Raw genomic sequence first — 13,930 nt, forward strand, 5'->3', positions numbered from 1 at the left:
CCACGCCACGGACACCGAACTGACCCTCACCCTCGCTGAAGCAGAGCACCTGCACGCAGCTCTCTGCCGCGCACTCGACGGTCAGCCGGCACCCTCGGCTGCACCCGACTGCCGGCAGTCGGTTCAGGCCTCACCCGGCACAGCGCACATTGTGAGCCGCGCGTAGCCCCTGGCCGGGGACGTTTCTCGGACCGAATCCCCGGCAGGCGCCTTCAGTGGGCCTGCCGGAGCGGACGGGACGCTCTCACGGTCAGTGCTTCAGACCTGACACGACCAATCCAGGCCGACAACGCCCCTGTTATTAATCCCAGATGACCACCTTGACACTCACCGAGACAGGCAGTGGAAGCTGCTCAGCGGAAATGATCGTAAAAGCCGCGAGGTGCCCTTCTGTGGTGGCTAGGCAATACGTACCGCCAACACTATCTCCTCGAGAAATATAGATCCATTGAGGATTATTCCTCACTTCGGTTGTTATTCTTTTTTCGCATATGGATCGATCGAGACTGTCCACGTCTCCCGAGGCTTCTGCAGCATGTCCACTCATGACCATGATGGCGGCTGAGGTGCTGTAATCGCCTCGCAGGTCATCGTCTACGCCAACGAGTTGGCCGGGCCTCTCCCCGTCGAGTTCTGCCCCCACGTCCGAGTTCTGGTTGAGGGATAAGGGAAGAGTCACGACCCCCTTCCAGTGCGGCTTTGCAGGAGCGGGATTTGGCGGGTCTGATTCTTGAGGCGGGTCAGTTGAATAATCTGGCTTGGCGGTGGGCGGCGGGGAGGGAGATTCTGAATAGACCGACGTGGGAGAGCTGCTTTCCGCAGCTGCGTCAGGATCTTTTTCGTGCTCCAAGAGCCCCATGAGGGGCACCATGAGGGCCGCCGCCGCTGCAATAAGCGCACCAATGATGACTTCCGGATGCTCTGACCAGGCTCGCCGAAACGCACTCGGCTGCCCGTGAGAGTCACTATCGGACGTGTTTGCCATGATCCCCCCGGAGGCTGCCCCATTGGCTCCAGAGTATATCCGCCCGATCTCTGATGGGTAGTGACTGTTGAAGCATTCCAAAGCATGGAGACTTCAGCTCTTCGCACATTTATCCGATGGGTGTGCGGGTGTACGGGCGGTGGTGGCGGACCATCCTGTAGCAGCCCTGCCCGCTTGCGGCGGAAGGCTGCCCCTCCGTCTGCTAGCCGGTGGGGCGGCCGACGTGCTGGGGTGCGCAATGGCTTCGCTGTATTGCCGCCCTCACGTTAATGAGGGCACTCGCCCTTTATCTTCTTGACCCGAATCTTTGTGACGAGCTGGGACTTGCTTGGTGGCGCAGTGAGCGTCGGTGGATCCTTTAGGGTATCAAGAATATCGCCCACTGAATCTGGTACGAGATAGACGAAGATGTAGAAGTGGGCGCCGATGTCCTTACTCCCTGATCCCACCGTGAATTCTTCCGTATACCACTCGTTTTCTCCTGGCTCCACTTGTGAGTGTCGGACGTTGTAGAATACGTCGTCGTTGGCGCGACGTGCAGTGCCGTTTGTGTGGCCTACCCAGACTCCAGATCCTTTTGGGATCTTTGATCTCCCGGAAACGATGGTGCAGGCGGGAATGTCATCCCCGTGCGGGTTGGGAACTTCGATGCCGTTCTTGATCTCTGTGATGGAGGAGATGAGATGTTCGGCTGAGATGTCGCTGATCTTCTCGGGTGCCTTTGCGTCGGGTTTCGACTTCCCTGAATCTCCAACTCCGGACAAGCTCCAGATGAGCGTCAGGCATGTCAGCGCAGCGATTGGCGCTAACGCTAGAGGTCAGTCCGCTTATGGCGAAGGCGCCGATGGCTGATACGGCACCCACCAAACCTTCCACGCTGGACAAGCGGGACTGTAGTTGGCCACCTGATGAGTCATGCTGGTCCGTGCTGGGCTGGCCAGGATCGGCAGGTGCAGAACTGTCTGTCATGTCAGATCTATAACGTAATGATCCATGCAGCGTCTGGCATTTGTGGATATTCGTCGGTCATGGCCCTGCGGATGGTGTCTCTGAGTCGGCGCCTGCATCGATGGCGTGAGCTTCGGCGGATGTGCTGCCGGGCAGGCAGACACGGCAACATGCCTAGCCGGCTCACCCCAACCGCACAGCCAACGTCACCGCCGCCCCCACCCCCGTCGTGTCCGTCGTCACCGTCAGGCGGTCCGTGACCAGGTGGGCCAGCCAGAGGCCGCGGCCTCGGCAGCTCTCGGTGAGGCCGGGGAGGAGTTCGGGGAGGGTGGGGGTGAAGCCGGGGCCGTTGTCGGTGATGCGGCACTCCAGTTCGTGGGGGAGGCGGCGGAGTTCGAGGCGGCCTTGGCCACCGGCGTGTTCGACGGCGTTGGCGGCGATTTCGCTGACAGCGAGGGTGAACTCGCCGAGGCGTACGCCGCCGAGGCCCGCCGCGGCGGCCGTGTCCTCGACCTGGGCGCGCATCTGGGGGAGGGTCTCGCCGGTGAAGTGGCGTTTCAGCAAGAGCGTTTCGGGGGTGAGGGCGGGGGCGTCGCCACCCGTACCGCCGCTCGCACCGGTTCCGCCGTCCGTCTCCCCGCCCGGCGTCACGGCCACTTCCCCGCCTGGCATCACGTCCATCTCCCCGCCCGGCGTCACGGCCACTTCCCCGCCTGGCATCACGTCCATCTCCCCGCCCGGCGTCACGGCCGCTTCCCCGCCTGGCATCACGTCCATCTCCCCGCCCGGCGCCATGGCCGCTTCCCCGTCCGGCGTCACGTCCGTCTTCCTGCCACGCATCACGGTCGCCTCCTCGCGATGGGTGTCGATGGGCCTGGGCACGGGGCGCCGGGCGTCAAAGGCGAACTGCCGCACTTCGCCCACGCTAGCCGTGCTCGCCCGATGAGTACCCAGGGGATCGAGAGGACATCGTGCATGGTCGGAACCGTACGAATCCGACCGAGACGAGATCGCTTTCGCCTGACCTCGGTTGATCGGTTTGCGCTCATGGATCAGGGGGGCCGGGTCTGTAGGCCGATCGGCGGGGGCCGACAAACGGGCACCGGCTCCCTCCCGCACGGTATGGGAGGGAGCCGATGCCCGTTTCCGAGGTGGGGCCGGGCTACTTCGTCACTCTCGCGATCGACTCCAGCACCGCCTTCGGATTCCCGTCCGGCGTCACCGCCCCGCCGATCTGTTCGCGGATCGCCGTGGCGACCTCGGACCAGTTGGTCTCGGCGACGGGGTAGAGGCGGAGGTTCTGGAGGGTGTCGAGGCCGTTCCACTGGGACTGGTGCTTCTTGTCGGCGCGCATGGTGTCGGCGGCGGACGTGGTGACGGGGAGCAGTTCGTACTCGGCGGCCTGCTCGATCACGTACTTGTCGCTGTAGAGGAAGTCGAGGAACTGGCCGATGGCGTCGCGACGGTCGTCGTTCTTGAACGCGATGACCCAGTCCGCGGTGCCCATGGTGGGCGTCTCCTTGCCGTCGCGGCTCGGCAGCGGGACGGTGCCGTAGGACACGGAGTCGGAGGAGTCCTCGATCTGGCGGATCAGCGACAGCGGGCCGTTGACCATGGCCACGTCACCCGTGAGGAACGCGTCGACGGCCGTGCCACGGTTCAGCTCGCCGGGGGCGACCGGGCCGGTGAGACCCTCGCCGACCAGGTTCTCCTTCAGCCAGGTCAGCGTCGCCACGTTGGCGGCGGAGGCGATGTCGTAGCTGTTCGTGGTGTCGGTGTAGCCGCCGTCGCCGGCCAGCAGCCACATCAGCGTCTCCGCCTCCGCCTCCTGCGGGCCGAGCGGCACGGCGATCGGGTACTTCACGCCCTGTGCCTTCAACACGCGGGCGGCGGCGAGGAGTTGGCCCCATGTCTCCGGCGGGTTCAGGTTCGCCCGCCGGAACAGGTCCTTGTTGTAGTAGAGCAGCCGGGTGCTCGCCGTGAACGGCAGGCCGTACTGGGCCCGGTCCATCTCGCCGGCTTTCGCGAGGCTCGGTACGAAGGAGGCCTGGACCGGGACCGACAGCACGTCGTCCGCGCTGTAGAGGAGGTCCCGCGCGGCGTACTCGGAGTAGCTGTCCGTCTGCACGATGTCCGGTGCCTCGCCCTGTTCGACCAGCTCGGCGACCTTCTCGTCGACCTCGTCCGGGGCGTACACCTCGACGTTCACGTCGATGCCCGGGTGCTCGGCGCCGAACGCGAGGGCGACGCGGCCCCAGTAGCCTTCGGAGTTCTTGTGCACGCTGTCGCCGTAGTTGGTCGCGACGACCGTCAGGGAGACCGTCCCCGACTCCGCGTCCGTGTTCCCGCCGCAGCCGGACAGCGCGGCCGCGAGTCCCAGCGCGGCCGTGGCCGCCACGATCGTCCGGGCCTTGTGGCGCACGGTCAACCCACCTTCAGCTTCCAGCCGAGCCTGATACGCGTGAGTACAGGAGTGGCGCAGTACGGGAGTACAGGAGCGGGGAAGCGCAGGAGTACGTGAGTACGGAGCACGGCCTCGCTCGCTCGCGTATGCGATGGGCTTGATCGTATGGCGCACACCGGTGCGGTACGGGGCCGTGGCGTTGCGTTTTGGTTCCGACGGCGTGACGGGGCGGGAGTGACCGAGATGCCCCACCGACGACAGGAAGTACGGAATCGGCGCGCCTGTCGTTCACGTCACCACAGGGGAATCGGGCCCTGGCTCCCAGACTTCCTGGCTCCCTCGCTCCCTGGCTCCCTGGCTCCCTGGCTCCCTGGCTCCCTGGCTCCCAGGCTCCGCTCGGGGCCACGGCTCGGTGATGCCGAGTGGCCGTGGGGTGAACTGCGGGATGCGCGTACGAGTACCCGGGATGAAACCGGTCTGGAGGTCGTTCGGGAGGGGCCTTCGGTACAACCCCCGGATCCGGAGGGGTGTCGTAACGGGTAATCGTTCCAACGCTCCGAAAAGGGGTACTTCGGCATGCCCGCACACAGACTGCGCAAGCACAGAGCCGTCACAGCCGTCACCGCCATCACAGCCACCACCGCCCTCCCCCTCGCTCTGGGCGCGGCCCTTCTCACCGCGTCCGCCGTCCACGCCGCCCCCGCACCCACCGCCTCCCTCGTCCACGACAAGGGCGAACTCTGGTTCAAGGCCGCCCCCGGGCAGGCGAACCGGCTGACGGTGTCCGCGAAGATCGTGGAGCGGACGGAGTGGGAGGCGGACTATGTGCTGACCTTCAACGACCGGTACGCCATCACCCTCGGCGCGAGCGAGTGCACCTACCCGAAGCCGGCCGACCGTACCGTCGCCGAGTGCGCGGTTCCCATCCCGATGGGCTCCGACGACTCGGACATCTACGACGTCAGCCTGGGCGACGGCAACGACACGGTGACCATCGCCGCCGCCAACTCCGCGTACGCCGCGATCTACGGCGGCACCGGCAACGACGTCCTGCTGGGCAACAACTCGGTCGTGCTCCACGGCGAGAACGGCAACGACCGGATCGACGGCGGCGGAGGTGTCTGGGGCCTCGGCTCCTTCGGCGGCCGGGGCAACGACACCATGACCGGCTGCTCCTTCGCGTGCCACGGCGGCGCCGACCACGACACCCTCACCGGAGGCGGCCCCGCGAACGGGAACGCCAACGCCCTGTACGGGGACTCCGGCAACGACACCCTGCGCGGCCGGGCCGGAAACGACGTCCTCTACGGCGGCAAGGGCCACGACAAGCTGTACGGCGAGGACGGCAACGACAAGCTCTTCGGCAACAGCGGCAACGACGTCCTGTACGGCGGCAAGGGCAAGGACACCCTCTCCGGCGGCCCCGGCCGCAACAAGCTCCACCAGAACTAGAACGGACGACACCGGGCCGCCCATGATTGAAGCAACGCCCCCAACAGCGGCCCGTACCGGGCCTGTTGGGGGCGTCGCATCATGGGGTCTGTAACGAGGTCAGGGGGACGGGCTCACCCCACCTGGTTGTACACCGCTCCCGCCGCCGGCCACCCCTGCGGCTCCTCCAGCGGCTCCGGCTGCGTACGGCCGCGTACCTGGGCGGCGGTCAGACCCTGGGCGGCGCCGTTCGCGCGGCGGCCCTGGGCGGCGGCCGCGAGGCCGGGCATGCCGGTCTGGGCGACGGGCTGAAGGCCGGGCGCGGGCATGCCGGCGGCCGGTGCTGCGGGCATCGGGGCCGGCATCGGGGCGGGCGTGGGCATCGGCGCCGGGGCCGGCGCTGGGGGCGCGAACTGCATGGACGCGGCCGGGGCCGGCGCGGGGGAAGCGAACTGCATGGAGGCCGCGGGGGCCGGCGCCGGGGGCGCGAACTGCATGGAGGCCGCGGGCGCCGGTGCGGGCATGCTCATGGCCTGCGCGGCGAGGTTGTGCATCCCGGTGCCGCTGGTCTCGCCCATCAGTCTGTCCACGGCCGCCGTACCCGAGCTGTAGCTGGTCCCGGTGCTCAGCTCGGGTACGGCGGCTCCCCTCCTGGACCCGTAGAGAACCGACTCCAGGCCGGACACCAGGCGACGCACGTCCACCTGGGGCCGTACCACGAGTCGCAGGAAGCGACTGGACGAGCCGACCTTGTTGCCGCACTCGCGGACCAGGATCCGGTGCTCGGTGAGCAGCCGGTCACGGACCACGGTGCCCTCGGCGCCGACGGGAAGGCGCACGAAGAGGAAGTTCCCCTGGGACGGGTAGACCGTCAGCCCGGGGAGGGCGGAGAGCTGGCGGGCCATGTCCAGCCGGTCCCGGCGGACCTGGTGCAGGCTCTCCATGTACTCGGCGCCGTGGTTCTTCAGCATGAACACCACGTGCTCGGCGAAGGAGTTGAGGTTCCACTTCGGCAGCATCGAGCGGACCTTGCCGGCGAGCGCCGGGTTGGCGACCAGATAGCCGAAGCGGATGCCGTGCAGACCGAAGTTCTTGCCGAGGCTGCGCAGCACGACCACGTTGGGCCGCATGACCGCGTCCTGGACGGTGCTGGGCTCGGACTCGGCGTCGGCGAACTCCAGGAACGACTCGTCGATGACGATCAGGTCCAGGTCGGCCATGGCGTCCATGAACTGCACCAGTGCGTGCCGGTGCAGGAAGCCGCCGTCGGGGTTGTTCGGGTTGCAGATGACGGCGACCCGGGTGCCGCGGGCCCGGATGAACTCGGCGTACTGCGCGAGGTCCAGGGCGAAGCCGCTGGACTCCTGGAGCGGGAACATGTCGACCCGCTTGCCGGTCTCCATCGGCTGGTCGGTCCAGCGGCCGAAGGTGGGGACGGGGACGGCGAGGGACTCACGGACCATCAAGTGGTCGAGCCAGGTGATGAGTTCGGTCGAGCCGTTGCCCATCGCCACGCACTGCGGCGGCAGTTGGAGCAGATTGCACAGCTCCGCCGTGATGGTGTCGGCGCCGCTCGGGTAGTACGTGATGATGTCGCGCAGCCTTGCCGCCATGTCGTCGAACATGGCGGGGGTGGGGAAGTAAGGGTTGCACGGGATACAGAAGTCCACCGGCCCCGCACCCTCGCCGCCCTCGCGTGTCAGCGCAGCCATCGAGGGGCTGTGCGCCGCAGTGCTGCGGAACAGCGAGGTGACGTTGTCGGCCATGGAACCTCCGTAGGGGGCGGATCCGCTGGGGACGGCCGGATCCGACGACTAAGGGCGGCCCATGCGGGGGAGCATGGGCCGCCCTTACATACGAAGGCTGGGGTGGCTCTGTTCAACGGCTGAGAATTCGGCGGGAACTTGTGAACCACCTGTGAAGAAGTGGCGTCACTCGAACGCGTGGACCGTCGTCGAGCGGTACGTCTGCCCGGGTCGCAGCAGCGTCGACGGGTACGACGCCTTGTTCGGCGAGTCCGGGAAGGCTTGCGTCTCCAGGCACAGCGCGTCCCCCTGCCGGTAGATCTTCCCGGAGGGTCCGACGAGCGTGCCGTCGAGGAAGTTCCCGGAGTAGAACTGCAGTCCCGGCTCGGTGGTCGCGATCTTCAGCGTACGGCCGGACGCCGGGTCGAAGAGCGTGGCGGCCCACTCCGGATCGGCCGTCCTGCCCTTGTCGAGCACCCAGTTGTGGTCGAAGCCCTTGGCGTACAGGAGCTGCTGGTCGGCCTCGCGGATGTCGTCGCCGACCGCCTTGGCCCGGCGGAAGTCGAAGGGGGTGCCCGCGACGTCGGCCGGCTCGCCGGTGGGGATCAGTCCGGCGTCGACGGGGGTGAACCGCGAAGCGCCGAGTGCCAGTCGGTGGTCGTGGATCGAGCCGCTGCCCTCGCCCGCGAGGTTCCAGTAGACGTGGCTGGTGAGGTTGACGACGGTCACCTTGTCGGTCGTCGCCTCGTAGTCGATACGCCACTCGCCCCGCTCGGTGAGGGTGTACGTGACCCGCACGGCGAGTGTGCCGGGGTAGCCCTGCTCGCCGTCGGCGCTCGTGTACCGCAGATACAGGCCCACGTCCGAGCCGTCCTCGAACGGCTCGACGTCCCACACCGCCTTGTCGAAGCCGTCCGCCCCGCCGTGCAGGCTGTTCTCGCCGTCGTTGACGGACAGCTGGTACGTCTCGCCGTCGAGGGTGAACCGGCCCGCGCCGATGCGGTTGCCGTACCGGCCGATCAGGGCGCCGAAGTACGGGGACCCGGCGACGTAATCCTCGACGGTGTCGAAGCCCAGCGAAACGTTGGCGTACTCGCCGTCACGGTCCGGGATCTCCAACGACTGCACGATGCCGCCGTACGACAGGACCTTCAGCCTCGTCCCGCCGTTCTCCAGCGACCAGCGGTGGATCTCGGTGCCGTCGGCGAGCTTGCCGAAGAGTTCCTTCATCGGCTTCCTGCCTTTCGTGGAACAGCCGAGGGGTCCCGCGCGCTCGTGGCACGCGGGACCCGACGACCTGCTCGAAAAAACTGCTGACGAAAAACCGCTTGTGAAAAACCGCTTACGAACCGGACTTGCGCTTGTTCCACACGTCGAACCCGACCGCGGCCAGCAGGGCCAGGCCCTTGATGACCTGCTTCCAGTCGGAGCCGACGCCGAGGAGGTTCATACCGTTGTTCAGCACACCGAGGACGAGACCGCCGATGATCGCGCCGAGGACGGTACCGACACCGCCGCTCATGGACGCGCCACCGATGAACGCCGAGGCGATCGCCTCGAGTTCGTAGTTCAGGCCCGCCTTCGGTCCGGCCGCGTTGAGGCGGGCGGCGACGACCAGACCGGCCAGGGCCGCGAGCACACCCATGTTCAGGAAGACGAAGAAGGTGACCTTCTTGTCCTTGACGCCGGACAGCTTCGCCGCCGGCAGGTTGCCGCCGATCGCGTAGATGTGGCGGCCGAACACGGTGTTGCGCATGACGTAGCCGTAACCGACCACCAGCAGGCCCAGGATGATCAGCACGATGGGCGCACCGTTGTAGCTGGCGAGCAGCAGGGTGACGACCATCAGGGCGGAGACGATCGCGACCAGCTTCAGCATGAAGAGGTTGGTCGGCAGCTGGTCGAGCGAGAACTCCTGCTGACGCTTCCGGTCCCGGACCTCCTGGATCACCACGAAGGTGATCAGGACGAGGCCGAGCAGCAGGGTGAGGTTGTGGTAGTTGGTCTCCGGGCCGACCTCCGGGAGGAAGCCGTTGCCCATCTTCTTGAGCCCCTCCGGGAAGGGACCGAGGGTCTGGCCCTCCAGCAGGATCTCCGTGATACCGCGGAAGGTCAGCATCCCGGCGAGGGTGACGATGAACGACGGTATGCCGAGATACGCGATGAAGAAGCCCTGGATCGAGCCCGCCACCGCGCCCGCGAGGAGGCAGAGCACCATGGCGACGGGCCACGGTACGCCGTTCTGCACGGTCAGTACGGCCGCGAAGGCGCCGACGAACGCGGTCAGTGAGCCGACCGACAGGTCGATGTGGCCGGCCACGATGACCAGCATCATGCCGATCGCGAGGACCAGGATGTAGCTGTTCTGCAGCACCAGGTTGGAGACGTTGCGCGGCAGGAGCAGGTCGCCGTCGGTCATCACGGCGAAGAACGCCACGATCAGGCCGAGCGCGATCAGCATGCCGTACTGCCGCATGTTGCGGCGCATGCCGTCCATCATCAGCTGCAGCAGGTTCCCGCCCGCCGCACCCCCGCTCTTGCCGGGCGGCGCGGGGGCCGGGCTCTTGGCGGTCACGTCCGTGCTCATCGGGTTACCTCTTTGTCCTTCGTCATCTGACGCATCAGCGATTCCTGCGTGGCCTCGGCACGCGGGAACTCACCGGTCAGCCGCCCTGCGGCCATGGTGTAGATGCGGTCGCACATCCCGAGCAGTTCCGGCAGCTCGGAGGAGATGAAGACGACCGCCTTGCCCTCAGCGGCCAGCTTGTCGATGACCGTGTAGATCTCGTACTTGGCGCCGACGTCGATACCGCGCGTCGGCTCGTCCAGGATCAGCACATCCGGACCCGCGAAGATCCACTTGCTGAGGACGACCTTCTGCTGGTTGCCGCCGGACAGCTTGCCCACCGGCTCGAAGACGGTCGGCGCCTTGATGTTCATGGACGTGCGGTAGCGCTCGGCGACCTGCCGCTCCTCGTGCTCGTCGACCACACCGCGCTTGGAGACCTTGTTCAGGGCGGTCAGCGAGATGTTCCGGTTGATGGTGTCGATGAGGTTGAGGCCGTAGTGCTTGCGGTCCTCGGTGACGTACGCGATGCCGTGCCCGATCGCCTCGGGGACCGACTTGGTACGGATCTCCTTGCCGTCCTTGAGGACCGTGCCGCCCGCGTGCCGGCCGTACGTCCGCCCGAAGACGCTCATGGCGAGTTCGGTGCGGCCGGCGCCCATCAGGCCCGCGATACCGACGATCTCCCCGCGCCTGACGTTGATCGACACATCGTCGACGACCTTGCGCTGCTGGTCGATCGGGTGGTGCACGGTCCAGTTGCGGATCTCCAGGGCCGGGGCCGAGCCCGCCTCCGGCTCGTGCGGGGTGCGCTCGGGGAAGCGGTGGTCGAGGTCGCGGCCGACCATGCCGGAGATGATCCGGTCCTCGGTGGTCTCCTCGGCCTTCACGTCCAGGGTCTCGATGGACTTCCCGTCGCGGATGATCGTGACCGAGTCGGCGACCCGGCGGATCTCGTTGAGCTTGTGGGAGATGATGATCGAGGTGATGCCCTGGTTCTTCAACTCCAGGATGAGATCGAGGAGTTTGCCGCTGTCCTCGTCGTTCAGCGCCGCGGTCGGCTCGTCGAGGATGAGCAGCTTCACCTTCTTCGACAGCGCCTTCGCGATCTCCACGAGCTGCTGCTTGCCCACGCCGATGTCGGCGACCCGGGTCTCGGGGTGGTCGTCCAGACCCACCCGGCGCAGTAGCTCGCTGGCGTGCCGCAGCGTGTCGTTCCAGTTGATGACCCCGCGCGAGGCGTGCTCGTTGCCGAGGAAGATGTTCTCCGCGAGGGACAGGAACGGCACCAGCGCCAGCTCCTGGTGGATGATGACGATGCCGTGCTGCTCGCTGGCCCGGATGTCCTTGAAGCTGCAGAGCTCACCCTCGAAGAGGATGTCGCCCTCGTAGCTGCCGTGCGGATGGACGCCGGAGAGCACCTTCATCAAGGTGGACTTCCCGGCGCCGTTCTCACCGCAGATGGCATGGACCTCGCCCTGGCGGACGGTCAGTGTGACGTCCGACAGCGCTTTCACACCGGGAAAGGTCTTGACGATCGAGCGCATTTCCAGGACGGGTCCCGCCATGGTCGTGCCTTCCAATCCGTAAGGTTCGACGCTTACTTGAGCTGGTCCGCCGTGTAGTAGCCGCCGTCGACCAGGACCTTCTCGTAGTTGGTCTTGTCGACGCTCACCGGCTCGAGGAGGTAGGCCGGGACGACCTTGGACCCGTTGTCGTAGGTCTTGGTGTCGTTGGTCTCGACCTTCTTGTCGTTGAGCACGGCGTCGACCATGTTCGAGGCGACCTTGGCCAGCTCACGCAGGTCCTTGTAGACGGTCTGCGTCTGGTCGCCCGCGATGATCGACTTCACCGAGGCCAGCTCGGCGTCCTGGCCGGTGATGACCGGCAGCGGCTTGCTCTTGGAGCCGTAGCCGTCGGACTTCAGCGCCGACAGGATGCCGATGGAGATGCCGTCGTACGGCGAGAGCACCGCGTCGACCTTCTCGCTCTTGTACGAGGCGGTGAGGATGTCGTCCATGCGGCCCTGGGCGGTGGCGCCGTCCCAGCGCAGGGTGGTGACCTGGGTGAGGTCGGTCTGCTTGGACTGGACGACCAGCTTCTTGTCGTCGATGTACGGCTTCAGCACGCTCATCGCGCCGTTGAAGAAGTACTTCGTGTTGTTGTCGTCGTTGGAGCCGGCGAAGAGCTCGATGTTGAAGGGGCCCTTGCCGTCCTTCAGGCCGAGCTTGTCGACGATGTAGTTGGCCTGGAGCTCGCCGACCTTGGAGTTGTCGAAGGAGGCGTAGTAGTCGACGTTCTCGCTGCCCAGGATCAGACGGTCGTAGGAGATGACCGGGATGTTCGCGTCCTTGGCCTGCTGGAGCACGTTGTCGAGCGACTTGTTGTCGATCGCCGCGACGATCAGTGCCTTGACGTCCTGGGCGATCAGGTTCTCGATCTGCGAGACCTGCGTCTCGGGCTGGTCCTCGCCGTAGACCAGCTGGGTCTTGTAGCCCTTGGCCTCCAGGTTCTCGACGACGTTCTTGCCGTCGGAGATCCAGCGCTCGGAGGACTTCGTCGGCATCGCGATACCGATGGTGGCGCCCTTGGTGCTGCCCGAGGAATCCGTCTCGCTGCCACCCTCGGAGCTCTGACCGCAGGCGGACAGGGACAGGGCCAGGGAGGCGGCGGTGGCTATGGAGGCGAGAGCGGCTCTGCGATTACGCATGTCATCTTCCTTGATGTATGTGGCCGGGACCCGATCGGGCGAAGATTGCGGCGAAGGGTTGTGGCAAGGAGTTGTGTCGGAGTCTGTGCGACTGCGTCGGGTTTTGTGAAGGGAGGTTTCCGGAACGTTATGCGGGCGTTCCGAACCGCTTCAGGGCGCCCGGCAGGCGCGAGCCGAGCGGGGCCATGTCGCCGTCCGCCCCGTGGCGTGCGAGCAGGTCCAGGGCGAGCCGGCCGCGCCGTACGCGTTCCTTGGCCGTGGACAGGGTGAGGTCCCGCATGTGGTGCCCGTAGGGGTAGATCCCGGGGGCCTTGGACAGGCCGAACTTCAGATAGAGCGGCGCGCCGCGCCGGATCAGCTCGGCGACCTCGTACATCCGCACATAGCCGCCGAGATCGTCCGGGGCCTCGATGTACATGTCCATGGGAGCGCCGGACATCCGCCGGATCTCGGTGAGGTGATCGAGCGTCAGATCGCTCGGCACATTGATCGAGTCGCCGCCGAGGTTCTCGTACACGGCGTACGCGGTCGGGTTGACCGGCCCGATCAGCGCCGACACCTTGAAGGTCGTGTCGGCCGGCAGGATGCCCGCGACCCGCGCCTGGTGCAGCGTCCACAGCACACCCTCGTCGGCGACGAGCAGGCACTTCACACCCAGCTCGGTCGCGCGTACGGCGTCCTCGACACACCCGGCGACCGCGTCGTGGCCCCGGGCTCTGAGGCCGCCGCCCTTGGAGTCGGTACGGGTGGAGCCGCCGATGTCCCAGGTGCCGCGCGGGCCGGTGAACAGGCAGAGCTCGATGTCGCGCTCCGCCGTCGCCTCCACCATCTCGGTGATCTCGGCGTCGGTGAGCATCCAGATACCGCTGCCCTGGCTGATCCGGTGGATCGGCACATCGAGCCGCGAGGACTCCTTGAGGACCACGGCGAGCGCCTCGGGCCCCTCCACGGAGGGCACCTCGGTGCGCCAGCGGCCGCCTTCGGGGAACGTGTGCGGGGAGGCGTCGGAAGGGTCGAGGGCGGGCGCGCTCAGCCCGAGCGCGGCAAGGGCCTGCTCGCCGGGTCGGCGGGCCGCGGAGGCGGTGGTGTCGGTCACAAGCTGTCCTTCAGGTTCGATATCGCGGACGAGGTTCGCGGCTCT

Annotated in this window: 9 protein-coding genes and 1 pseudogene; 1 reads left to right on the forward strand and 9 read right to left on the reverse strand. The window is 66.8% G+C overall.

The window, feature by feature from the left end; all coding sequences use genetic code 11:
- Positions 1-1,251: 1,251 nt before the first annotated feature.
- The 3 genes from JIX56_RS32555 to JIX56_RS32565 form a co-directional block, all read right to left on the reverse strand.
- Positions 1,252-1,749 carry a hypothetical protein gene (locus JIX56_RS32555; protein ID WP_257545853.1) on the reverse strand — a complete coding sequence of 166 codons (498 nt, stop codon included), beginning with the start codon at positions 1,747-1,749 and terminating at the stop codon, positions 1,252-1,254.
- A 367-nt stretch (positions 1,750-2,116) separates the two neighbouring features.
- Positions 2,117-2,605 carry an ATP-binding protein gene (locus tag JIX56_RS32560; RefSeq protein ID WP_257551263.1) on the reverse strand — a complete coding sequence of 163 codons (489 nt, stop codon included), beginning with the start codon at positions 2,603-2,605 and terminating at the stop codon, positions 2,117-2,119.
- A gap of 490 nt (positions 2,606-3,095) precedes the next feature.
- Positions 3,096-4,355, reverse strand: a complete 1,260-nt coding sequence (locus JIX56_RS32565) for an ABC transporter substrate-binding protein (protein ID WP_257545855.1) — start codon at positions 4,353-4,355, stop codon at positions 3,096-3,098.
- A 558-nt stretch (positions 4,356-4,913) separates the two neighbouring features.
- Between JIX56_RS32565 and JIX56_RS32570 the strand changes: the two genes are divergently transcribed.
- Entirely contained in the window at positions 4,914-5,789 is an 876-nt protein-coding gene (locus JIX56_RS32570; protein WP_257545857.1) for a calcium-binding protein, read from the forward strand.
- Positions 5,790-5,902: 113 nt separating this feature from the next.
- On the opposite strand, the gene JIX56_RS32575 is transcribed toward JIX56_RS32570, so the two are convergent.
- The 6 genes and pseudogenes from JIX56_RS32575 to JIX56_RS32600 form a co-directional block, all read right to left on the reverse strand.
- The gene (locus JIX56_RS32575; protein ID WP_257545859.1) at positions 5,903-7,534 is read right to left on the reverse strand and encodes a pyridoxal phosphate-dependent aminotransferase; all 1,632 of its coding nucleotides are present in this window, start codon (positions 7,532-7,534) and stop codon (positions 5,903-5,905) included.
- 165 nt (positions 7,535-7,699) lie between these two features.
- Positions 7,700-8,761 (reverse strand): annotated as a pseudogene (locus JIX56_RS32580) (aldose epimerase family protein); the annotation flags it as partial.
- A gap of 94 nt (positions 8,762-8,855) precedes the next feature.
- Positions 8,856-10,100 (reverse strand): multiple monosaccharide ABC transporter permease, encoded by a 1,245-nt coding sequence (gene mmsB / locus JIX56_RS32585; protein ID WP_257545863.1) that lies wholly within the window; start codon positions 10,098-10,100, stop codon positions 8,856-8,858.
- Positions 10,097-11,647, reverse strand: coding sequence for a multiple monosaccharide ABC transporter ATP-binding protein (gene mmsA / locus JIX56_RS32590; RefSeq protein WP_257545865.1), 1,551 nt, complete (start codon positions 11,645-11,647; stop codon positions 10,097-10,099). The genes mmsB and mmsA overlap by 4 nt, the downstream gene beginning before the upstream one ends.
- A gap of 32 nt (positions 11,648-11,679) precedes the next feature.
- A complete protein-coding gene (chvE, locus tag JIX56_RS32595) occupies positions 11,680-12,789 on the reverse strand; it encodes a multiple monosaccharide ABC transporter substrate-binding protein (RefSeq protein ID WP_257545867.1) in 1,110 nt (369 codons plus the stop codon).
- A gap of 127 nt (positions 12,790-12,916) precedes the next feature.
- Positions 12,917-13,885 carry a hypothetical protein gene (locus JIX56_RS32600; protein ID WP_257545869.1) on the reverse strand — a complete coding sequence of 323 codons (969 nt, stop codon included), beginning with the start codon at positions 13,883-13,885 and terminating at the stop codon, positions 12,917-12,919.
- Positions 13,886-13,930: the final 45 nt, after the last annotated feature.

The sequence above is a fragment of the Streptomyces sp. CA-210063 genome (genome assembly GCF_024612015.1).
Taxonomy (GTDB): domain Bacteria; phylum Actinomycetota; class Actinomycetes; order Streptomycetales; family Streptomycetaceae; genus Streptomyces.